At 49.8% G+C, this 22,896-nt stretch carries 23 protein-coding genes and 5 tRNA genes; all 28 read right to left on the bottom strand.

The window, feature by feature from the left end:
• Nucleotides 1-58: 58 nt before the first annotated feature.
• Nucleotides 59-553, bottom strand: a complete 495-nt coding sequence (locus PXC00_RS07115) for a DNA-deoxyinosine glycosylase (protein WP_275845047.1) — start codon at nucleotides 551-553, stop codon at nucleotides 59-61.
• Between the two features lie 75 nt (nucleotides 554-628).
• Nucleotides 629-703 (bottom strand) — tRNA-Cys (locus PXC00_RS07120).
• Nucleotides 704-708: 5 nt separating this feature from the next.
• Nucleotides 709-784: transfer RNA gene (locus tag PXC00_RS07125), tRNA-Gly, on the bottom strand.
• A gap of 3 nt (nucleotides 785-787) precedes the next feature.
• Nucleotides 788-863, bottom strand: a tRNA-Phe gene (locus PXC00_RS07130).
• A gap of 5 nt (nucleotides 864-868) precedes the next feature.
• Nucleotides 869-945, bottom strand: a tRNA-Asp gene (locus PXC00_RS07135).
• A gap of 5 nt (nucleotides 946-950) precedes the next feature.
• Nucleotides 951-1,027, bottom strand: a tRNA-Val gene (locus tag PXC00_RS07140).
• A gap of 84 nt (nucleotides 1,028-1,111) precedes the next feature.
• A complete protein-coding gene (gene hslO, locus PXC00_RS07145) occupies nucleotides 1,112-2,014 on the bottom strand; it encodes an Hsp33 family molecular chaperone HslO (RefSeq protein WP_275845046.1) in 903 nt (300 codons plus the stop codon).
• A gap of 133 nt (nucleotides 2,015-2,147) precedes the next feature.
• A complete protein-coding gene (locus tag PXC00_RS07150; protein ID WP_275845045.1) occupies nucleotides 2,148-2,468 on the bottom strand; it encodes a YerC/YecD family TrpR-related protein in 321 nt (106 codons plus the stop codon).
• Between the two features lie 120 nt (nucleotides 2,469-2,588).
• The gene (gene lysA / locus PXC00_RS07155) at nucleotides 2,589-3,890 is read right to left on the bottom strand and encodes a diaminopimelate decarboxylase (protein WP_275845044.1); all 1,302 of its coding nucleotides are present in this window, start codon (nucleotides 3,888-3,890) and stop codon (nucleotides 2,589-2,591) included.
• A gap of 15 nt (nucleotides 3,891-3,905) precedes the next feature.
• Nucleotides 3,906-4,496: a ribosome biogenesis GTP-binding protein YihA/YsxC gene (yihA, locus tag PXC00_RS07160; protein WP_275845043.1), complete on the bottom strand. Its 591-nt coding sequence runs from the start codon at nucleotides 4,494-4,496 to the stop codon at nucleotides 3,906-3,908.
• Nucleotides 4,497-4,505: 9 nt separating this feature from the next.
• Nucleotides 4,506-6,881: an endopeptidase La gene (gene lon / locus PXC00_RS07165; RefSeq protein WP_275845042.1), complete on the bottom strand. Its 2,376-nt coding sequence runs from the start codon at nucleotides 6,879-6,881 to the stop codon at nucleotides 4,506-4,508.
• Nucleotides 6,882-6,962: 81 nt separating this feature from the next.
• Nucleotides 6,963-8,285 carry an ATP-dependent Clp protease ATP-binding subunit ClpX gene (gene clpX, locus PXC00_RS07170; protein WP_275845041.1) on the bottom strand — a complete coding sequence of 441 codons (1,323 nt, stop codon included), beginning with the start codon at nucleotides 8,283-8,285 and terminating at the stop codon, nucleotides 6,963-6,965.
• Between the two features lie 12 nt (nucleotides 8,286-8,297).
• A complete protein-coding gene (locus PXC00_RS07175) occupies nucleotides 8,298-8,885 on the bottom strand; it encodes an ATP-dependent Clp protease proteolytic subunit (protein WP_275845040.1) in 588 nt (195 codons plus the stop codon).
• Nucleotides 8,886-8,941: 56 nt separating this feature from the next.
• Nucleotides 8,942-10,381, bottom strand: coding sequence for a trigger factor (gene tig / locus PXC00_RS07180; protein WP_275845039.1), 1,440 nt, complete (start codon nucleotides 10,379-10,381; stop codon nucleotides 8,942-8,944).
• A gap of 109 nt (nucleotides 10,382-10,490) precedes the next feature.
• Nucleotides 10,491-11,183: a metallophosphoesterase gene (locus tag PXC00_RS07185; RefSeq protein ID WP_275845038.1), complete on the bottom strand. Its 693-nt coding sequence runs from the start codon at nucleotides 11,181-11,183 to the stop codon at nucleotides 10,491-10,493.
• A gap of 45 nt (nucleotides 11,184-11,228) precedes the next feature.
• Entirely contained in the window at nucleotides 11,229-12,737 is a 1,509-nt protein-coding gene (thrC, locus tag PXC00_RS07190) for a threonine synthase (protein ID WP_275845037.1), read from the bottom strand.
• A 120-nt stretch (nucleotides 12,738-12,857) separates the two neighbouring features.
• Entirely contained in the window at nucleotides 12,858-13,226 is a 369-nt protein-coding gene (locus tag PXC00_RS07195) for a YraN family protein (protein ID WP_275845036.1), read from the bottom strand.
• Nucleotides 13,216-13,851: a ribonuclease HII gene (locus PXC00_RS07200; protein ID WP_275845035.1), complete on the bottom strand. Its 636-nt coding sequence runs from the start codon at nucleotides 13,849-13,851 to the stop codon at nucleotides 13,216-13,218. Before PXC00_RS07200 ends, PXC00_RS07195 begins: the two co-directional genes overlap by 11 nt.
• Entirely contained in the window at nucleotides 13,848-14,723 is an 876-nt protein-coding gene (gene ylqF / locus PXC00_RS07205) for a ribosome biogenesis GTPase YlqF (protein WP_275845034.1), read from the bottom strand. The genes PXC00_RS07200 and ylqF overlap by 4 nt, the downstream gene beginning before the upstream one ends.
• Nucleotides 14,720-15,304, bottom strand: coding sequence for a signal peptidase I (gene lepB / locus PXC00_RS07210; protein ID WP_275845033.1), 585 nt, complete (start codon nucleotides 15,302-15,304; stop codon nucleotides 14,720-14,722). Before lepB ends, ylqF begins: the two co-directional genes overlap by 4 nt.
• Before the next feature lie 88 nt (nucleotides 15,305-15,392).
• On the bottom strand, nucleotides 15,393-15,737 hold the full coding sequence (rplS, locus tag PXC00_RS07215) for a 50S ribosomal protein L19 (RefSeq protein ID WP_275845032.1): 345 nt from the start codon (nucleotides 15,735-15,737) through the stop codon (nucleotides 15,393-15,395).
• A 166-nt stretch (nucleotides 15,738-15,903) separates the two neighbouring features.
• A complete protein-coding gene (locus PXC00_RS07220) occupies nucleotides 15,904-16,515 on the bottom strand; it encodes a site-2 protease family protein (RefSeq protein WP_275845031.1) in 612 nt (203 codons plus the stop codon).
• Nucleotides 16,512-16,856 (bottom strand): single stranded DNA-binding domain-containing protein, encoded by a 345-nt coding sequence (locus tag PXC00_RS07225; RefSeq protein ID WP_275845030.1) that lies wholly within the window; start codon nucleotides 16,854-16,856, stop codon nucleotides 16,512-16,514. The genes PXC00_RS07220 and PXC00_RS07225 overlap by 4 nt, the downstream gene beginning before the upstream one ends.
• A 106-nt stretch (nucleotides 16,857-16,962) precedes the next feature.
• Nucleotides 16,963-18,357, bottom strand: coding sequence for an NADPH-dependent glutamate synthase (gene gltA / locus PXC00_RS07230; RefSeq protein ID WP_275845029.1), 1,395 nt, complete (start codon nucleotides 18,355-18,357; stop codon nucleotides 16,963-16,965).
• Nucleotides 18,350-19,198, bottom strand: a complete 849-nt coding sequence (locus PXC00_RS07235; RefSeq protein WP_275845028.1) for a sulfide/dihydroorotate dehydrogenase-like FAD/NAD-binding protein — start codon at nucleotides 19,196-19,198, stop codon at nucleotides 18,350-18,352. The genes gltA and PXC00_RS07235 overlap by 8 nt, the downstream gene beginning before the upstream one ends.
• 166 nt (nucleotides 19,199-19,364) lie before the next feature.
• Entirely contained in the window at nucleotides 19,365-20,843 is a 1,479-nt protein-coding gene (gene spoIVA, locus PXC00_RS07240; protein WP_275845027.1) for a stage IV sporulation protein A, read from the bottom strand.
• 61 nt (nucleotides 20,844-20,904) lie between these two features.
• Nucleotides 20,905-22,422 carry a DUF3794 and LysM peptidoglycan-binding domain-containing protein gene (locus PXC00_RS07245; RefSeq protein WP_275845026.1) on the bottom strand — a complete coding sequence of 506 codons (1,518 nt, stop codon included), beginning with the start codon at nucleotides 22,420-22,422 and terminating at the stop codon, nucleotides 20,905-20,907.
• Between the two features lie 291 nt (nucleotides 22,423-22,713).
• Nucleotides 22,714-22,875 (bottom strand): hypothetical protein, encoded by a 162-nt coding sequence (locus PXC00_RS07250; RefSeq protein ID WP_275845025.1) that lies wholly within the window; start codon nucleotides 22,873-22,875, stop codon nucleotides 22,714-22,716.
• Nucleotides 22,876-22,896: the final 21 nt, after the last annotated feature.

Here is a 22,896-nt window from a genome sequence, read left to right on the forward strand (position 1 = left end):
CCACCTCAGGTAAATATATGCCCAAGAGGTACGGGAAATACCGGATCATCTTCGTGTCTTAGAGAACCTCTAAAATGCATTGATAGGCCTGTACCAGCTGCGGTAGAGAAACACGACAGTTGGCAGGACTCGTAGAAGGCAGACAAACGGCGTGCAGCCCTGTCACTGGCCACAGGTGTTTTTCATAAAGTGAAAAAGCCTTTTTCCCTGTGGTATAAACCCGAACAATGCTCGTCTGCTGCAGCAAACCCGCCACATCATTTACTTCGGGATTTTGGATACTGGCATCGTCCGCACCATGAATCCTACAGGCGTGCAGAACATCCCACAGGGCAATCCGGTTGCGTAGCAGCATCGTTATTTTTTCCTGCTTCGTTTCGGGAACAGGTTCCTGCAAAACAGCCGCCAGCACCTTCCAAAAGCGATTTTGCGGATGGCCATAATAAAATCCAACTTTGCGTGACTGCGGAGATGGCATGGTTCCCAGCACAAGCACGCGTGAATTCTGCGCAAAAACCGGTTCTAACGGATGAATAACTGTTTCTGCAGACAAAAGGATTCGCTCCTTTCAAAAGGGAGAGATATAAAAAAGAAGCAGAGGAAATTTTTCCTCTGCTTCAGTGCGACATGGAGGCGTCACCCAGATTCGAACTGGGGCATCAGGGTTTTGCAGACCCATGCCTTACCACTTGGCTATGACGCCAAACTTGGAGCGAACGACGAGGCTCGAACTCGCTACCTCCACCTTGGCAAGGTGGCGCTCTACCAGATGAGCTACGTTCGCAAATGGTGCCTCCGGGCGGAATCGAACCACCGACACGGGGATTTTCAGTCCCCTGCTCTACCGACTGAGCTACAGAGGCAAAAGTGGCGACTCGGAACGGGATCGAACCGTCGACCTCTAGCGTGACAGGCTAGCGTTCTAACCAGCTGAACTACCGAGCCACTGATGGTGGGAACAATAGGACTCGAACCTATGACCCCCTGCTTGTAAGGCAGGTGCTCTAACCAGCTGAGCTATGCTCCCAATCTTTGCTGTGCTGTTGTTTATCAGCGACGTGTATTATAATACAACATCAGCAAAGGAATGTCAATAGGTTTTTAAAAAAAATTACAAGTTTTTTTGACTTTTTTCTACCGCATCGGCAAGTGCTCGCAGTTCCGCAGAAGTGAAACGGTATTTTCGTCCGCAGTAGTTGCACGTTGCTTCTGCAAAGCCGCTCTCATCGTCTGCCAATGTCCGAATATCTGCCGGCCGCAATGAAGAAAAGGCACGCTCCACACGTTCTTTAGAACAATCGCAGGCATAAGAGACTTTATATTCATCTAATTTCTCAAAGGGCATTCCCTGCAGAATCTTACCGCACATCTCCTCAATAGTAAGTCCCTGCGCCAGCATTTCGGTCACCGCTGGCAGTGCCGCCGCGTTTTTCTCCAACTGGTCCAGTTCCTCTTTCGTGGCACCCGGCATCACCTGCACAAACAGGCCGCCTGCCAGCAGCTGCTGCGCGTTTTCTTTGTTTTCCAGAACCCCCAGAGCGCACACGGTCGGAATCTGCTCACTGACTGCAAAATAAGTAGCCAGATCTTCCGCAACTTCTCCCGATACCAATTTCACTTGTCCGGTATAGGGCGTATGTGCATTGTCGTCGCGCATGACCGTTACCATGCCGTCATGCCCCACCAAACCGCCGACATCCAATTTTCCGTCCGCACGAATCGGCAGGTCAGCCTCCGGATGACTCACATAGCCGCGACAGTTTCCATTGTTATCCGCAATCGCTACCGCATCTCCCAGCGAGCCACCGCCATTCATCTTGACCTGCAGATTAGCTCCTTTGTCTTTCAGCATAGCACCCATCATCGAGGTACCGGTCAACAGGCGCCCCAGAGCTGCGGTTGCAGTCGGGCTGGTATGATGAATCTGCTGAGCCGTTGCAACCATATACGTTGAGTCAACCGCACAAGCCATCAGTTTTCCGCTTTTTGTAAGGCAGCGAATCATTCTATCCATAGTTTCAATTTCCTTTTCTATTCTATACAAATTATTATTGGCAGATAACTTGAAAGAGCGCACAGTAAAACAACTCTGTGCGCTCTTTCAGCGTGCTTTTGCGGTCACGCAGGAACACACAAAAGCAAGATTTCTACGAATTCGATTCGTCTTCCGCGGTCGGTGCTTTACCGTCTATGCGGTCAAACACCAGCTTGTACCCATCACAGCCATAGTTCAGCGAGCGGTTTACACGGCTGATGGTCGCAGTGGAAGCGTGCGTCACATGAACAATATGCTGATAGTTCTGCTTTGTACTTAACATATGCGCCACCAGCAGCCTCTGCGACATGGCTTTTATTTCAGGAACTGTACACAAATCCTCGAAGAAAGCATAGCAGTCCTCCGGCGTCTTTAAGGACAGGACTGCTTGAAATAGGAAGTCCACGCTTTCATCTTTGATTTTTGAATTCAATATCAATCACTCCTAAGAAATGCTTAAAACATTATCTTTTACGATTTTACTCTAAAAAAGCAAAAAAGTAAAGGGCAAGTGACTGCCCTTTTCTTTTGAAATGTAAATTTAACAGAATGGTCAAATATCATTGTGAACCAAGTCCGCATAAGTTTCTCGCCTGACGGCAAGACGTGCCTTTCCATCCCGCACGAACACCACAGCCGGACGCGGCACACGATTATAATTAGATGCCATGGAATAGTTGTATGCGCCAGTAGACAGCACTGCCAAAATGTCTCCCGGTGTGCATTGCTGAATCCGCGCATCTTCCTGAATCAAATCGCCGGACTCACAGCACCTGCCTGCAATCGTCACTTCAAAATCAGCCGGCTGGTCTACCTTATTGGCCACCACCGCTTCATAGGCCGACTGATACAAAATATACCGTGGGTTGTCCGTCATGCCGCCGTCTACGGAAACGTAAGTCCGAATATCCGGTATCGTTTTGACAGCGCCAACTTTATAAAGCGTAAGTCCCGCTTCGCCAACAATGGAGCGACCCGGCTCCATGTAGATTTTCGGCGGCGTCAGTTCATATTCCCTGCAGCAGGTATGTACAGCCTCGGACACCTGCTCCATATACTGGTCATACGGAACCGGCTGATCTGTTTCCACATATTTAATGCCAAAACCGCCGCCTAAGTTCAGTTCCTGCAGCTCAAGTCCCGTTTCTGCTTTCACATCGCGCATAAATCCAAGCATTACTTTTGCCGCCAGCACAAACGGCTGCACTTCAAAAATCTGCGAACCAATGTGGCAGTGCACACCGGTCAAAAGCAGATTTTCCGCCTGTACTGCCGCTTTCACTGCTTCCATCGCCTCGCCGGTTTCCAGTGCAAAGCCGAATTTAGAGTCAATCTGACCGGTACGGATAAACTGATGCGTATGCGCATCAATGCCGGGCTTAATACGCAGCAGAATGTTGGCTTTCCGCTGCATCTTTCCCGCCGTTTGATTGAGGAGCCTCAGTTCCGTCAGATTGTCAACAACAAAGTGCCCCACGCCACAGGTAAGTGCATAGGAAATCTCTTCCTGCGTTTTATTATTGCCGTGAAACTGTATCAGCGCTGCCGGAAACTCCGCCTGCATGGCTGTATAAAGTTCCCCGCCGGAAACCACATCCAGTCCCATACCCTCTTCTTTCATAATGCGGCAGATTTCTTTACAGCAGAAAGCTTTGCTGGCAAACAGCGGCAGGCCGTTGCCACCGTAGCATTTGTCAATCGAGCGCTTGTACATCTGACAAACTTGACGAATTTTGGATTCGTCCATCACATACAAGGGCGTTCCGAATTCTTCCGCCAGTTCCACGGTATCGACCCCGCCGATGGTCAAATGGCCGGTCTTATTTACCTGCAGGTTATCATTCAGCATATTCATATTCCTTTCCCCCAATCATTCTGCCGTATCCCGACAGGCCGCATCAATCCGGGCACGAAGCACCTCCACATTTTCGCCTTTCAGTGCGGAAAAGGGAACCACTTCAATATTAGTTCCTGTAAAAAGCTGTTGTAGCGCAGCCAAGCGTTCCTTACGCTGCGTCACATTCAATTTATCACTTTTGGTGGCAGCAATCAAAAATGGAAATCCGCTTTCCAGCAGAAAATGAATCATTTGCCGGTCATCTTCTGTTGGATCATGACGCATATCCAGAATTTGTATCAAGAGAGCAACCGGACGCCCGGCATGAAAATATCCGTCCACCAGTTCCGCCCAGCGCAGTTTCTCCGCATGGGAAACCTTCGCATAGCCGTATCCAGGCAAATCCACCAAACGACAGATATCCATTCGGTAAAAATTGATGGTTGCTGTTTTGCCCGGTTGAGAGCTGACACGAGCCAAGGACTTTCGATTCAGCAGTTTGTTAATCAAAGAAGACTTTCCTACATTGGACTTCCCGGAAAAAACGATTTCGGGCACATCCGCTTTCGGCAACTGCTGACTGGTTCCGGCGGACATTTCAAATGCTGCAGACTCTATCTTCATGTTGCCCCCTTATGACTGTATCCCCTGGCTCGGTTTTCTGGTCAGCGCGGCATCCAGAACCTGATCAATCTGTTCCATCGGCAAGAACTCGACGGCATCTTTTACGACGCTGTCCACCTCTGCTAAGTCACTGACATTTTCAGATGGAATCAGAACCGTTTTGATGCCAGCACGATAAGCAGCCATTGTTTTTTCCCGCAGGCCGCCAATCGGCAGGATTCGCCCCAAAAGCGTAATTTCTCCCGTCATAGCAACATCGTGTCGAATTGGAATCTTTGTCAGTGCGCTGGTGATCGCAGTGGCCATCGCCGCACCGGCACTGGGCCCATCCTTTGGCACTGCGCCTTCCGGCGCGTGAATATGAATATCGTATTTGCTGTAGAAGTCTTTGGAAATACCCAATTTATCCGCACGTGTTCGGATACAGCTGATTGCCGTGCGTGCCGATTCCTTCATGACATCGCCCAGCGAACCGGTCAACTCAATTTTCCCGGTACCATCCATAACGGCGACCTCAATGGGTAGCAGTTCACCGCCAACACTGGTCCAGGCCAAGCCATTAACAAGCCCAACCGTATCTTTCCGATTGTGTGCTTCGTTGCGAAACTTGCGTGGACCCAAGTACGTTTCCAGATTTTTCGGGGTCACCCGCACCACGGTTTCCGGTGTTTCCACAATCTGCACAGCGCACTTTCTGCAAATCATTGAAATCTGTCTTTCCAAGCCGCGAACACCCGCTTCACGCGTATAGCCATCAATGATTTCCCGCACAGCAGCCGGCGAAATGCGCAGGCTTTTAGCGAAGATGCCGCTGTTCTTTAACTGCTTAGGCACCAAATACTTCGTCGCGATCTGGAACTTTTCTTCATGCGTATAACTGCCGAGTGTAATGACATCCATGCGGTCATACAGTGGTTCCGGAATTCCATTGACATCATTTGCCGTCGTAATAAAGAAAACTTGACTCAAATCAAACGGCATATCGATATAGTGATCCACAAACGTGTTATTCTGCGCGCTGTCGAGCACCTCTAAAAGTGCGGAAGAAGGGTCTCCCCGATAGTCGTTCCCCAATTTATCAATTTCATCGAGCAGCAAAACCGGATTTCTCGTTCCTGCCTGCTTGATCGCGTTGATAATCCTGCCGGGCATCGCTCCAATATAGGTTCTGCGGTGTCCGCGAATATCAGATTCATCCCGTACACCGCCCAAGCTGACACGAACGTATTTACGGCCAAGTGCTTCCGCGACCGAATGTGCAATGCTGGTTTTGCCGACACCGGGCGGTCCAACCAAACAAAGGATTTGCCCTTTCATATCTGGATTCAGCTTTTTAACCGCGAGCGACTCCACAATGCGGTCTTTCACCTTTGTCAAACCATAATGATCCCGGTCAAGAATCCGCCGTGCTTTTTGCAAGTCAATGCGGTCTTTGGAAGCTTTTGCCCAAGGGAGGAACAAGCAAGTTTCGACATAGGTAGTAATAACGCTGGATTCGTGCGAGCCTTCCGGCATTTTTGCAAGCCGGTCACATTCTTTGAGTAACTTGTCCTGCTGCTCCTGTGGCATACCCGACTTTTGAATCCGCTCTCGCAGCTGATCGGCCTCTTCCAAGGGATTATCGTCTTCGCCCAATTCATCCGCAATGGCTTTCATCTGCTCCCGCAAATAATAGTCCCGCTGATTTTCATCAATCTGATCCTTCGCCTTTTCGGAAATTCTAGACTCAATGGACAAAATCTCAAGTTCCGCCTTCAACATAACGCTTAAACGCTGCAGGCGGCGGTATGGATGCAATTCCTCCAGTATTTCCTGCTTCTTATCGTAATCCAGAGAAATATTCATGGCGATATAATCGGCCAATTCTCCGCAGTCCTTCTTTTGAACCACTCCCAAAACAATATCCGGCGGAACATGGGTGTAATTCTGGATATAAGTCTCAAAGAGAGACTGCGTATAACGAATTAGAGCCTCCGCGTGTGGTGTCGGGCGCCGCTTTTTTGACTCAATTTCTTCAACTTCGGTTAGAAGGAAAGGATTGACTTTCTTTACCGACCGGATTTTGGCCCGATATAATCCTTCGGCAAACAGCCGGATACCGTCATCCGTACGGCGCACAACCTGGCGAATCCGCGCTACGACTCCAATGGTATACAAATCCTCCTCGCCAGGATCCTCTACAGAAAGATCCTTCTGGGCAACCAAAAAAATCAGCTGATCTTCTTCCATGGACTTGCCAAGCGCCAAAACAGACTTTTTGCGTCCCACATCAAACTGCAGCATCATCCCCGGAAAAATCACCAATCCGCGAAGAATCAACGTTGGCAAAGTTTTCAGTTGCTCACTCTCCGGCTGCGTCGGATCGACTTTTTCTACTACCATCATTTGTCTCCTTATTGAAAAAGGCTGCTGCCGGCAACTTATCCGTACGTTACCATTTGCAACAGCCTTAGCATTATGAAACCATTACGCGGTGTCCCGACGTCCTTTGCGTTTCGGCGTATCCGGGAGTGCCATTTTGATTTTAACAGGCTGACGATCCGGATTATAAACAAGCTCCGGTGAAGCTCCGTTTACAACGGTGTCGGCTGTAATTGTCACTTTCTCCACTGTATAATCAGAGGGAACATCATACATCAGCTTCGAAAGCAAACTCTCCATAACCGACCGCAAACCGCGCGCACCAGTGTGACGTTCAATTGTCCTTTTCGCAATTGCCCGCAAAGCATCCTCGGCAAACTCCAAGTCCACTTTGTCCAGTTGGAACAGGCGCTTATACTGACTGACCAAACTGTTCTTTGGCTCCGTCAAGATGCGCACCAATGCATTTTCATCCAGGCCGTTAAGCGATGTAATGACCGGCAGACGGCCAACGAGTTCTGGAATCATTCCGAATTTCACCAGATCATGGGGATCAACCTGCGCCATCCAGTTCATCGTATCCAGTTCCGCCTTGCTGTGCACCTCGCCGCCAAAACCCAGCGTGGAAGACAAATTGCGCTCCTGCACTACTTTCTCCAACCCATCAAAAGCGCCGCCGCAGATAAACAGAATATTTTTCGTGTCAATCTGCAGAAACTCCTGCTGCGGGTGTTTACGACCGCCCTGCGGCGGTACATTGGAAACCGTACCTTCCAGAATTTTCAGCAGTGCCTGCTGAACGCCTTCACCGCTTACATCGCGCGTGATGGAGGGATTTTCGGACTTCCGAGCAATCTTATCGATTTCATCAATATAGATAATGCCATGCTGTGCCCGTTCGATATCATAATCTGCTGCTTGAATCAGGCGCAGCAGGATATTCTCCACATCCTCACCGACATAACCGGCCTCAGTCAGCGTGGTCGCATCCGCAATTGCAAAAGGTACGTCCAGAATGCGTGCCAAAGTCTGCGCCAAGAGGGTTTTGCCAACGCCCGTTGGCCCCAACAGCAACACATTGCTCTTGGAAACAGTTACATGGTCATCTTCGCCGTAAAAAATCCGTTTGTAGTGATTGTACACTGCCACAGAAAGGGCAACCTTTGCCTCATCCTGCCCAATGACATACTCATCCAAGCGCTTCTTAATCTCATGCGGTTTCGGTAGGTCGGTTGTTGCCTCCTGAGAATACTCTGCATGGTGGTTGGAAAGATTCATTTCATCATTCAGAATCGACATACAAAGTTCCACACAGGAATCACAGATGTAAACGCCGGGACCTGCAATCAGCCTGCGAACCTCGCTTTGTGGTTTGCCGCAAAAGGAGCAGCAAATTTCCCGCTCCGTAATGTCACCATTGTTGGACATGCAATCACCTGCTTATCTTTGAGTAATAACTTTGTCGATCAGGCCGTAAGCGCACGCTTCCTCCGGCGACATAAAGTTGTCGCGGTCGGTATCCCGCTCAATCACCTCAATCGGCTGTCCGGTGCTTTTTGCCAGAAGCTGATTCAGCAGCTTTTTCTTTTCCGCCAGGTAATTCGCGTGAATCATCACGTCAGAAACCTGCGACTGCTGTACACCGCCGCTGGGCTGATGAATCAGAATATCGGTATGCGGCAGAGAATAACGTTTGCCCTTCGTGCCTGCAGCCAGCAAAAACGAGCCCATGCTCGCAGCAAGCCCCATGCAGATCGTGGACACATCGCATTTGATATACTGCATAGTATCATAAATGGCCATGCCGGCTGTCACCGAACCGCCGGGACTGTTGATATATAAATTGATATCCTTCGCCGGATCCTGCCCTTCCAAAAACAGAAGCTGTGCCACGACCAAACTGGCAGTCGTATCATTGACTTCATCATTCAGCATGATAATGCGGTCATTCAGCAAACGGGAAAAGATATCATACTGCCGCTCTCCCCGGTTAGTCTGTTCAATAACATATGGTACCAAATTGCTCATTATGAACCTCCAGTTCAACTGCATGCAAAAGGCATTATCGGTCAAGAAAAGAAGAATTATTCAGCGGAATCCTCATCTGCAGTTTTGTCCTCTGCCTTTTTCGCAGTGGCTTTTTTAGCTGTTGCTTTTTTCGCAGCGGTCTTTTTTGCCGCCGGCTTCTTTGCTACTACTTTTTTGGTTTCTTTCTTTTCGCCGTCTGCTGCCTCCGGCGCCTCTTCGGTTACAACCGCATTGTCGCGCACAAGCTCAATGGCCTTTTCGACAGCAATGTCCTTTGCTAAATCTTCCTGATTTACGACAGCCTTGATTTTATCAATTTCCATCTGATAATTTTCGGCCATCTTCTTATATTCGTTCGCAATGTCCTCTTCGGACGCCGCCAGTTTCTCTATCTCTGCAATTTTCTCCAGTGCAAGGCGTATCTTTACCTGGCGTTCTGCCTGTGGCAGGAACGCATCACGCATTTTAGCAGCATCCATGCCAGTGTACTTCATGTAAGACTGAATGTCCAGCCCCTGGTTCTGCAGGCGGTAGCTGAAATCGCGGATATCCTCATTGGCTTTGTTATTATACATGGCCTGCGGAATTTCGCCCTGCAGGGATTCAACCAATGTATCAATCAGCTGATTGTCCACATCATCCTGTACTTCTTCTGTTTTGTGCTCCTGCAGATGCTTTTTCAGGTCTGCTTTGTATTCATCAATCGTGTCGAAGTCGCTGACATCCTTTGCGAAATCGTCGTCCAGTTCCGGCAGTTCCTTCATTTTAATCTCATGCAGTTTTACTTTGAAGACAGCTGACTTACCTTTCAAATCTTCTGCCTGATAATCTTCGGGGAAAGTCACATGAACATCAAATTCATCGCCGGTCTTTTTACCGACGATTTGCTCTTCAAAGCCCGGAATAAACTGACCTGCACCCAGCGTCAGGGTGTAATTTTCCGCTTTGCCGCCATCAAACGCCTTGTCATCAATAAAGCCCTCGAAATCAATATCAACAATATCGTCATTTGCCGCAGGACGATCCTCAACCGTTACCACGCGGGCATTGCGGTCCTGAATTTTCTTCAGTTCCGAATCCAACTCTTCCTCTGTGACTTCCGCGGACTTTTTTGTTGCCTTGATTCCCTTATAATTCTCGATAGAAACTTCCGGCTTCACTGTAATGGTTGCCTTAAAGACAAGACCATCCGCATTTGCGGAAACCAGATCAAAGTCAACTTTATCCTGAATCATATCCAGCTTTGCTTCTTTTACAGCGCCTTCCAATGCATCGGGATAGACTTCATTGATGGCGTCGTCATAAAAGACTTCGGAGCCATAGAACTTTTCGATAAAAGCGCGGGGAGCTTTGCCCTTGCGGAAGCCCGGAATATTGATACGGTTCTTCTGCTTTTTATAGGCGTGGTCCACTGCGTTATTAAAAGTCGCAGCATCAACCGCAACTTCCAACTGCCAGCGGTTGGTGTCGACCTTATTGGATGATTTTAAATTCATTTTTGATTTCCTCCTGCAAAATAGCAAATTATCGTTAATCAGTATAACATACTGATGGTTGATTTTCCATAAGAACTTCTAAGAATTTAAAAATGCGTAACATTATTTTTTAATTGCGAACTAGCAGCGGACAAAAAGAAAGGTAATCACAAGCGACCAAATGCATCCGAATCCCGTGATAAACTCCCAGTACGGCACGCCTGGCTGCCTGATTGCCATGAATATGACCAAAATAGCAGTCTGTAATCTGGTGGTGCTCCAAAACTTGCAGAATTTCTTCGCAACAATCCATATCGTAAACCGGCGGATAATGCAGGAACACGATTGGGCGTCCACCCAACTTTTCTCCTTCCCGCAGGGACGTTTCCAATCTACCAACTTCGCGGTTTACAATTTTTTGATCCGCTGCGGTCTGCGCGTTATACAGCCACCCCCGGCTGCCGCAAACGGTTTGGTCTCCCACACGAACCGCGGAATTATGCACAATCGAAATGCTAGAAAAGCCCTTGTCCGACAAAAAAGTTTCCAATTTTTTACGGGTTGACCACCACAAATCATGATTACCCTTTAAAATCAGCTTTCGCCCCGGCAGCTGCTCCAGAAAGCGAAAGTCCGCTTCCGCCTCCTGCAGCTTCATCGCCCAGCTGATGTCTCCAGCGATTACAACCGTATCTTCCGGTTGTACCAACGCTCTCCAGTTATCTTCCAGCCTTTTCGTGTAGTTTTCCCAGCCTGCAAAAACATCCATGGGCTTCTCCACACCGAAAGACAAATGCAAATCCGCAATTGCGTACAGTGCCATTTTGACTTTCCTTTCATTCATCCACTCTTTCCACACCGGCTTTTGTTAAGCATCCGCGCCGGTTAATTCCAAAGTTTTTTGTGCCATTTCCGCTGGACGGCAGCTGTCAGAGAAACGAACAGTCTTCTTTTCCAGAGCCGCAATTGGTGCTGGAATCTGCGTGCCGGTTATCGCCGAAAGTTCTGCGATTTTGGCAAAGTCATCTTTTTCGCCAATGCTGCCGGTTATCGCCTGCAAAACGCTGTCCGCAAATTTATAAGGGCTGGCAGTGGAAGCCAGAATGGCGGGCGTTTCAGAATCTCCTGTTTCGCTAACGTACTGTTTGTAAACATGAACCGCAACCGCCGTGTGCGGGTCGCATAAATAATTTTCGGTCTGGTAAAGCTCCCGAATTTCCTCTTTTGTCTGCACATCGCTGCTGCAGCCGCCCCAAAACAGTGCCTGCAGTTTTTTCAACGTGTCCGCATCCACTTGATACCGACCCTGTTTGGACAGCTGGCGCATCCATTCCCGTACCTGCACATCAGAACTGGTCAGGTTACTGAGCAGGCGCTCCAGATTGCTGGAAATTAGGATGTCCATAGACGGCGAAATGGTCGTATAAAACGCGCGGTTGCGGTCATAAACTCCCGTGTGCAGAAAATCCGTCAGCACATTGTTGGCGTTGCTGGCACAAATCAGTTTCTTAACCGGCAGTCCCATCTGCTTGGCATAATAAGCAGCCAAAATGTTGCCGAAATTCCCTGTCGGCACCACAATGTTCACCTGCTCACCTTCCCGGTCAATTTCTCCGGTTTCCATCAGATCGCAGTAAGCAGAAACATAGTAAACAATCTGCGGCAGCAGCCGACCAAGGTTAATGGAATTTGCACTGGAAAAAAGCATACCATGTGCCTGTAGCGTGCTGCAAATGCTAGTATCAGTAAAAATTTTTTTAACACCGGTCTGCGCATCGTCAAAGTTGCCTTCGATTGCACAGACTGCCACATTACCGCCCTCTTGGGTCAACATCTGGCGCTTCTGCATCGGACTAACCCCATCTTGCGGATAGAAAACCAAAATTTTGGTACCCAGCACATCCTTGAAGCCCTCCAATGCCGCTTTGCCGGTGTCGCCCGAAGTTGCAACCAAGATAACCGCCGTTTGATCCGAATGAATCTTCTGCAGGCTTTTTGTCAGCAGATGCGGCAGCAGCTGCAGAGCCATATCTTTGAAAGCACAGGTTGGACCGTGCCAAAGCTCTAAAAGGTACATCGTACAGGCGCCTTCCTGCAGCATAGAAAGCTGTGTCGGACCGCCGGGGAATTTTTCTTCCGCGTATGCCGCCTGCACTGCGCTCCGAATTTCCTCCGCAGAAAAATCCGTCAGGAACATGGAAAGAATCTTTTCTGCTCGCTCCATATAGGTGCATTTCCGCATCTTCTCAAGATCTTGCCAGCCCAGTTTGGGAATGGACTGTGGCACAAACAAACCGCCATCCTCACAAATGCCCTGTGCAATGGCCTGCGCGGCGGAAACGGATTTACCGAAATCCCGAGTGGATTGATACTGCATAAAAGGAAGCCCCCTCTTTCATCTTACAACGAACCGCAATGCAAGCAGCGGTTTATTGCGTTACCATTTTAGTATACTTTCGCGCGCTTGTCAAAAGTTCTTTTTCACAGCTTTCATATTTTACCGGCCATCTGCTGTAAAGGCGTTTTTGATGTATGTAAAGTGCCGCACAGAGTGCCCATCCGGTTCGGTCAAAATTCCCATCACATCAAAGCGTGGCTGCAGCTGCGTTGGAAACTGCAGCAGATAGCACTGCGCTGTTTTCAGGATTCTGCGCTGCTTTGCCGCCGTGACGGCCTCCAGCGGACGAACCATGGCACCGGGTGCTCTGGTTTTGACCTCCAGAAAAATTAAATGTGCTTCATTGGAGGCAATCACATCAATTTCACCGTAGCGAGAATGATAATTGCGCTTCTCAATTTTACAGTGATGTTGCTGCAGGTAAGCCGCCGCAAACGCTTCCCCGAAAGCACCAGATTCATTTTTCATAGGATGAACCCAAAATCTTTTTTAAAAAAGTTTTCCGATGAATCGGGCAGGGGCCGAACTGCAACAGTGCCTGCCTGTGCTGCGCGGTGCCGTACCCTTTATGTTTGGCAAACCCATACATGGGGTACAGCGTGTCCACTTTGCGCATCAGGCGATCACGGCTGACCTTGGCCAAAATCGAAGCTGCAGCAATGCTTTCACAGCAACCGTCCCCTTTTACAATGGTTCGCACCGGCATTGGGAGCAGCGGCGCACGGTTGCCGTCAACCAAGGCAAGCTGCGGCGCCGGGTTTAGCTTTGCTGCCGCCCGCCGCATAGCTAAAAATGTTGCCTGCAGAATATTGATCTCATCAATTTCCTGCTCTGTGGCAAATCCCACGCCCCAGGCAACCGCCTTTTCAATAATCACACTGTAAAGTTCTTCCCGCTTTTTTTCTGTCAGTTTTTTAGAATCCTTTACGCCGGGAATCACACAGCCCTCCGGCAGTATCACCGCACCGGCAAACACCGGGCCGGCTAAAGGCCCGCGTCCGGCTTCGTCAATCCCGCAAACTATAGAATAACCTTCCTGTGCCGTCTCTCGTTCGTAGCGTAGCCAGTCAATCGGCTGCTGCTCCTGCTTCATCGCACTTTCCCTGCCCGTTCCAGTGTAATCCGCCCAATCTTGCCGCCACGGAATTCATCGAGCAGCATCATGGAAGCGCGCTCTGTATCAATTTCGCCGCCAGCAATCAGCATACCGCGCTTTTGCCCAATGAGTTCCAGAACCTGCCAGCCTTCCAATTGTGAAAAGTCAGCCTGCTCCAGTTTATACCGTGCACGGAGTGCATCCGGATACAACCTGCAAAGCAGTTCTAGAAGTCGTGCCGCGAGCCCTTCCGTATCCACAACATCATCCTTCACCGCACCGGTAAAGGCAAGATGCTCACCGACCACCTTGTCCTCAAACTTTGGCCAAAGCACGCCGGGTGTGTCCAACAAATCAAACCCCTTGCCGATGGGAAACCACTGATTCGCCCGTGTGACGCCGGGGCGGTCTTCCACCGCCGCGTGGCTGCCGTTCGACAGTCGGTTAATAAGCGAAGACTTTCCAACGTTTGGCACGCCGACAATCATAACGCGAATGGTGCGGCCAACCATTCCTTTCTGTTTCCACGCTTCGATACGCGGTGCTAAAGCCGCCTTAACGGCAGGCTGAAACGCACGAAGCCCTCTTCCACTTTTACAGTCCACTGGGATGGCGGAAATCTGCTGCTGCTGATAAGAAACTACCCAATCCTTGGTTGCTGCCGCATCTGCCATGTCGCTTTTATTCAACAAAATCACGCGTGGCTTGTTCTGAATCAGACGGTCTAAGTCCGGATTTCTGCTGCTGACAGGAATGCGGGCATCCACAATTTCTGCAACTGCATCGACTTGTTTCAGATACTTTTCAATCTGTCTTTTGGTGCGGGTCATATGGCCCGGAAACCATTGTATTGACTGTGCTTCGCTCATGCTTCACCCTTTATCTTTCCAAAATGTGAAAACGGCAGAAGGAGAACGCGGGCTGTACCCAACACCTCCTGTGTGTCAAGAAATCCAATTTCACTGCTGCGGCTGTCCATAGAAACTGTTCGATTATCACCCAGCACAAACAGTTTTCCGGATGGCACCGTAAGCGGAAACTGTACGCTGGCATTTTGCAGCGTTGTTTTGACACCGGCTGCCAGATATGCGCGCTCCTGCAGGACTCTGCCGTTTACAGAAACTGTACCATTAGCCGCATTGATATTCACTGTTTGCCCGGAAACCGCAATCACCCGCTTGATGATTGGCGGCTCCCCAGCAATTGCCCGCCGAGCAACGATCACATCGCCGATCTGCGGCTGTTCTGCAAAGTCGGTCAGCAACACCAAATCTCCAGGGTACAGGCTGGGCTGCATGGAGGTTCCACTGACTCGAACAACGCGCAGAAAAAAAGACAGCGCTAAGGTCAAAACAATTACAGCAGTCATTAGCGCGTCGACCCACTCATAAAGGGAGCGCACCCGGTCACTGGCACCAATGCAATACCATTCTTCCCTGTGCTTACGCATAGCAACAGTCTCCCTGCTGTTTCACAGATATAAATAGCAAAAAAGGGACACATCATATGTCCCTTTCCGCATCTTTATAAATCGAAGTTCACTTAATAACTTCGCGAAGTTTTGCCGCCTTACCAACACGATCACGCAGGAAGTAAAGCTTTGCGCGCCGTACATGACCTTTGCGAACAACTTCCACTTTCTTCACATTCGGGGAATGGAACGGGAAAACACGCTCCACGCCAACGCCATAAGAAACGCGGCGAACGGTGAAAGTTTCGCTAACGCCGGAGCTGCGACGTGCAATCACAGTGCCCTCGAACATCTGAATTCTCTCACGGTCACCTTCGCGGATATTCACGCTGACCTTAACGGTATCGCCAACTTCCAGCTGTGGCTTTTCTTCTTTGATGGAATCCTGTGCAATGAGTTTTAATGCGTCCATGTTTTTCCTCCTGTTTTTCGGGCATTCATACATACAGAGGACTGCCCTGTTCAATGTCGTGTAGAGGCATTGATTCCCACCTGGAGCGGCGGATTTCAAATGCTTTTTCATTATAGCACAACCTTTTGACAGGTGCAAGCATTTTTTGCAGGTTCTAAACTGTACTTTATAAATACCGGTCTTTTTTCATAAGAAGCAAAAACAGCAGATACAAGGCCGCCAGTAAGAGCGTAAGATTCCAGCGGGAGCGGAACAAAATCAAAAAGCCAAGCGCTGCAACCGGAACCAACGTAAAAAAAGAAATCAGCCGGATGATTCGGCGTGCCTGTTCTCTTTTTAGGAAAACGCTTAAAAGGCTGAAAAGCGCCTGTCCGCCGTCCAGCGGTTCCACCGGAAGCAAATTAAAAACGGCAAGCAGTGCATTGGACAAGCCAAACAGCCGCACAGGCAGCGAAACACCGAAGCACGCAGCCCAATAGACTGCGCCAATCCATAACACAAAGTTTGCAGCCGGCCCGGCTGCTGCAATCAGGGCATCCTGCCCGTAAGAATCCGCTCCATTTCCCGTTTGAATTTCCGCACCGAAAGCGGTGAAGCGAATGCGCTTTGGCGGGCACCCACACCCTGCCATTGCCAACAGATGGCCGCCCTCATGAAAAGCAGCGGCGGCCAGTCCGCATACCGCCGCACCCGACCTGTCTGCTAAAAGCAGAAAAGCAAGCAGTGCAAAGAACGGCACCGTCGCCTGCACGGTGCATCTCCCTACTGACAGAATCATGGCGCTGACTGCAAAGCAGCGGCACCACTGACCATGGATGCCGGTGCCTGTGAACTGCTTTTGCCCGACTGCGCGCCGCTGACCGCAGATGGCGCACTGTTTTGCCCCATCTGCGGAGAAACTAAGGAAGCACCGGAGGAAAGAAAATCGCGGCATTGTTTCTGAATGTTTTGGAGAGAAAGATTTGGCTGCACGGAATTCTGTACTTGCTGAAAGTACCAACTCCTTCCCTCCACATACACCTGCCCGCCCACCGCGAAACGGAGTACAAGTCCCGCCACCAGAATCACCGCGCAGACGGCCAACCGTGCGGTCCAGAGAATCTTTTTTTCTTCATGCATTGTAAAGTCCCTCCCGCTCTGTTCTTACTGCATTCTATGAAACGGCAGAAAGAATCAGAACAAAACAGAGCCTACCGCAAAAGCAGCAGGCTCTGTTAGAGTTTTCTTACTTTACTTTGCCCTGAATGTATTCGTCAATCGACTTTGCGGCTGCTTTGCCGCCGCCCATCGCCAAAATAACCGTTGCGGCGCCGGAAACAGCATCACCGGCGGCATACACGCCCTCACGGGTAGTCTTCATGGTTTCTTCATCCACCACGATGCAACCCTTGCGGTTGGCTTCCAACCCTTTTGTGGTGGAACGGATGAGTGGATTCGGGCTGTTGCCGATTGCCATCACCACACAGTCGACAGACGTTTTGAACTTGCTGTCCGGAATCTCAACCGGGCGGCGGCGACCAGAAGCATCTGGTTCGCCAAGTTCCATCTTCACACACTCAACTTCACTTACGCGGCCGTTTTCGTCCCCAAGAATCTGCACCGGGCTGGTCAGGAAGTCAAAAATGACACCCTCTTCTTTTGCATGGTGCACTTCTTCCTTACGAGCCGGCATCTGCTCTTCCGCACGGCGGTAAATGATGTGTACTTCCTCTGCACCCAAACGCAGCGCAGTGCGTGCGGCATCCATTGCAACGTTGCCGCCGCCGACCACCGCCACACGCTTCACGTCCAGAATCGGCGTGTCATACTCAGGCTTGTACGCCTTCATCAAATTCACGCGTGTCAAAAACTCATTGGCAGAATACGTACCGACCAAATCCTCACCGGGAATATTCATAAAGTTCGGCAGTCCGGCGCCGGTGCCGACAAACATCGCCTCATAGCCCATGTCAAACAGTTCGTCGATTTCCAGCACTTTGCCGATAACCATATCCGTATTGATTTCAACGCCCTTTTCTTTCAGCGCGTCAATTTCTTTCTGAACGATTTCCTTTGGCAGGCGGAACTGCGGGATTCCGTACATCAGCACACCGCCAGCAACGTGCAGAGCCTCAAAGACCGTCACCTGATAGCCCTTCGCCGCCAAATCACCCGCGCAGGTCAGACCAGCCGGGCCAGCGCCGATCACTGCCACTTTGTGGCCGTTAGACGGTACCTTCTGTGCTTTGTCACTGCCGTGCTGCATATGCCAGTCCGCAACAAAGCGCTCCAGTCGACCAATGCCGACCGGCTCGCCCTTGATGCCGCGCACACACTTGCTTTCACACTGGCTTTCCTGCGGACATACACGACCGCAGACCGCAGGCAAAGAGTTCGTCAGCTTAATCGTCTGAAACGCCTCTTCATACTCACCCTTTACCACGTGCGCGATAAAGTCCGGAATATGCACGCCGACCGGACAGCCGGAAACGCAGGGCTTGTTTTTGCAGTTCAAACAGCGCTGTGCCTCGTTGCGCGCCATTTCTTCCGTGTAACCCTGAGAAACTTCCTCAAAATTATGACGCCGCACTTCCGGTTTCTGCTCCGGAATCGGGGTCTTTTCCATTTGCATATTAGGCATTTTTTGCACCCTCCATCAGTCTGCAGTTTTCCTCTCTGGCAGCAGCACGTTCTTTGTCAAAGTAGGTGCGACCGCGCTTGATGGCTTCATCGAAATCGACTTCAAAGCCATCAAAGTCCGGGCCATCCACGCAGGCAAATTTTGTTTTGCCGCCAACAGTCAGGCGACAGCCGCCGCACATACCCGTACCGTCAATCATGATGGGATTCATGCTGATGATGGTTTTAATATTCTTTGGCTTTGTCACACCGACAACCGCACGCATCATCACGAGAGGGCCAATAGCAACTACCAAGTCGTAATCGGCGCCGTTCTGAATATTCTCCTCCAGTGCACTGGTTACAAAGCCCTTGTGTCCATTGCTGCCGTCATCCGTCATCAGATACAGATTATCACTGTCAGCGCGCATTTCATCTTCCAAGATAATGATGTCTTTGTTGCGGAAGCCAGCAATCATATCCACCTTCGCGCCCATCTGATGCAGTGCCTTGGCCTGCGGCCACGCGATGGCGCAGCCTGCACCTCCGCCAATGACAGCAGCTCGCTTATGACCTTCCAGTTCGCTGGCTTTTCCGAGCGGCCCAATAAAGTCAAGGATAGCGTCACCGACATTGAGCTGATCAAGCTTCATCGTTGTCTGACCAACGATTTGATAAATAATCGTAACTGTACCCGCATTCCTGTCATAATCCGCAACTGTCAGCGGGATACGCTCGCCGAACTCGTCAACACGGAGAATGATGAACTGCCCTGCTTTTGCTTTTTTCGCAATAAACGGAGCGTTCACAGTCATCAGTGTCATCGAATCGTTTAACTTGCGTTTTTCTACGATTTGAAACATGATTACACTTCCTCACTAAAAAATACATCTGTGTCCCGATGCAGGGATTCTGCTTTTCACAGTATTTTTATTATATCGATTCTGTTCCGTAAATGCAAGAAAAATCGGGTGTTTGGCAAAAAAATGCCACACACCCGCTGTATGTACAGAAAAATACGAAAATTCCTTAAAGAATAATGCAAATCAAACCATTGCATCCGTCATTGATAATCCGTTCAATAGTTTCCCGCACCTTTTCCCGGGCGTCCTGCGGCATCCGGTAAAGTTTGTTGTGCATACCCTCGTTGACAAGTTCATGCAGACTCTTCCCAAAAATATTGGACTCCCAGATTTTTGCGGGACTTTCCTCGATTTCCTTGAGCATATAGGACACCAGTTCCTCGCTTTGCGCTTCAGAACCGACAATCGGTGTAATTTCCGTTGTAATCTGCGTTTTCATCATATGGATAGACGGGGCGTTTGCCTTGAGGCGAATCCCATACTTTCCACCCTGCCTGACAATCCGCGGTTCCTCCAGCGTTAATTCGTCAATCTCCGGCATGACAATGCCATAACCGGTTTCCAGCACATTGTGATATGCTTCCTGAATTTTGTTATACTCTTTCTGCATGGAGGCGAAATGCAGCATACTATCCAGCAAGTCTTCTTCTGTTTCCAAAGACAGCCCGGTCTTTTCCCCAAGAACTTTATAAAACAGGGACTGCTCCAAATGAACCTTGACCCGTGCTTTCCCGGTTCCCAATTCAATGTTGGAAACAGAAGCATTCCGCACATATTCACAGGTGGAAACCTGCTGCATCATGCTGTTAATCTCCCGAATGCAGGTAATATTTTCCGCATTCTGCTGAATAGAATCATAGATAGCCGCGCGCAGCCAGTGTTCTTTCTCGAGGGATGAAACCCAGTGCGGCATATCGACCTTGATTTCCTGCACTGGGAACTCAAACAGGACTTTGGAGAGAATGCCCCGGATTTCTGTTTCACCCAGTTCCAGACAGTTTACCGGCAGCACCGGCACCTCGTATTTCGCTTCAAGCTGCTGCGAAAGCTGTACAGCGGATGCTGCAGTCGGTTCCACAGAATTCAGCAGCACCACAAACGGCTTGTGAATTTCTTTAAGCTCCGCAATGACGCGTTCTTCCGCATCTTCATATTCCTCACGCGCAATGTCGCTGATGGTGCCGTCGGTGGTTACCACCAACCCAATCGTAGAGTGTTCTGTAATCACTTTTTTGGTGCCGATTTCTGCCGCCATGTTAAAGGGTACCGGGTCATCAAACCACGGTGTCATCACCATGCGCGGATTTTCTCCTTCAATATAACCAAGCGCGCTCGGAACGATATAGCCGACACAGTCAATCATGCGAACCGAAAAGGAGGCACTGTCATCAATATTGACTTTCACTGCCTGCTCCGGGATGAACTTCGGTTCGGTGGTCATAATGGTGCGACCGGCGGCAGATTGCGGCAGCTCATCCACCGCGCGATCTTTTCTGGATTCCTCGTCAATGTTCGGAATCACAATGGTGTCCATGAATTTTTTGATAAAGGTGGATTTACCGGTACGCACAGGACCGACAACGCCGATGTAAATATCGCCGTTCGTCCGCTCCGCGATATCCCGATAGATCGTGTGTTCTTCCATTTTGTTCCCTCCTGCGTTCTGGATTTGCGTTTTTTCAGCCTCTAAACTACGGGACATGGATTTACATCGGAATCAGCAGCATTCCGCGGCTTTCCACAGCATCGCCGGTCAGCCCGTTTTCTTCCCGAATAGCGCGGACACTCGTGCAGTACCGGCAGGCAATGTCCCACAGCTTTTCTCCCGCATCCGCAAAATAAATGCAGAGCGCAGCAGTATCCTTTTCCTTCGGGCGGGCAATATCTTCTTCGATATCCGTAATGAACTTCACTGTTTGTAACTCATAAACTTCTGCCGTCAGCATGATTTCCGCTTTCAGCTCAATTTCACCGCCGGTCAGCCGATAGCTGAGGCTCAGTATGGTTCCCTCTGCGGTGCATCGGGTTTCGTATTTTGTTTCAATCGGCTTGGAACAGGAAAATTCCGAGGTTCGTTCAAAGTAAAATGGTACGCCTTCTTGGTTTAGCGCCAACACACAGATGCTGAGTTTTCCACTGAACTGAAGCTGTCCGTTGTCCACTGCGGCTGTCACTGTGCATGGTTCACTCCACAAGTCTAAAATCTTAGTCAAACCATTATCGCACTGCACAGAAAAGCGATGCGAACAGGTATCGCTGACGATTTCGGAAAGGCTTTCCAGCATTTTCTGCTTCCGTGTGACATTCAGTTCACAAGTGCGGGAATAGACATCAGACAATGCCGACAGCACTTTGGGCTGAAAATTGCTCACAGAAGAAAGCAGATGAATGTGGGTTTCAAATGCAGAGGACTCCCCTGTATAATCGGCACGGATTTGAATCTCAATTCTGGAAACCGCCATCTGCACGCGGCAGGTACTATCTTCTGTCACTCCATCACAGTCCAGAAGTTGGGTGAACGGCATGACGTACTCCATGCTTTCCGGTTCCGCATTTTCTTCACCGGAAGCATACAAAATATGCAGCCGCACCTCACCTGCTGCCATAACCTGCCCTTGCATAGGCTCGGCCGTTTTCAAAACGGCACAGGCATCCGTGCGTAGCACTGTCTCTGCTGGAAGCTTTCCCGGAGAAAGCTCCAGCGTATCTTCCACTGTAAACGGTTGCTGGGAAAAGCCGGTGCAAAAGTTGCAGCGGTACTCACTGGGAAGCTGCTCCATACTATCATCCTCTGCAGAAGATACAAACTCCATATCCATTTTTCCACAGACACGCGCGCATACTGAAAAAGCGCCGTGAATATCCAGTCTGCGCGGGCTGGTTGAGCGGCAGTTGACATACTCCACCCGGGTACTGGTGTAAATGCGCGGCTGCTCCACTGGCTGCTTCAGTGTTGCGGCAGCCAGATAGGGACTCTCGGTTTCATAGCAGTGCACGTTTGTTCCGCCGGCATCCAGATAATAGATTCTGACAGTGCAGGTACCTTCTACTTCCAGACGGTCCCCGGATACGCTGCGGGAACTGATGCTTGGAAGCACCTGGCACTTCAAAATACGCTGTATATCCGGGCAGTAATCCGGCAGGCTGATGTCCAGGTCGATCGGCTGTTCCTGACAACCATCATAAACGGCCTCATTCGCGGAAAGCACCTCACGATTAAGCATATTCATGATCTCTCCTTTTTTTATTTCTCATAGACATCATATTCCTGCACATCACAGATTATGATTGCACGGCAGCTTTGTTTTGGGTTTTCCACATACACAAAAAGGAACAGGGAGCACACGCATAAAGGGGTGCTCCCTGTTCCTTTTTGATTTTCAAGTCCCAAGCATACACTTAGTGCTGAGATTCAACTGGTTCTTTGTGAATATGAAAAAACTTGCGAAGGAAAAAGCCGATGATTTTAGGGCTGTGTACCACTACAATTTTCACAGAAAATCCCTCCATTACGCTCAGTGCCGGATGAGCGACACGCCCAGACACACCAGCAGAACCGCGACAATGAATAGAATCAGTCCCACCGGGCAGAAACTGGAAAGCGCCAGCCCCACCCCAAACGCAACTGCGCAGGGTACGCCCCGCCCCCGCATACATTGCTGAAAACGTCCGCGCATTGGCTCACCGCCTTTACTGGT

It is taken from the genome of Caproicibacterium argilliputei (assembly GCF_029211325.2).
GTDB lineage: Bacteria > Bacillota > Clostridia > Oscillospirales > Acutalibacteraceae > Caproicibacterium > Caproicibacterium argilliputei.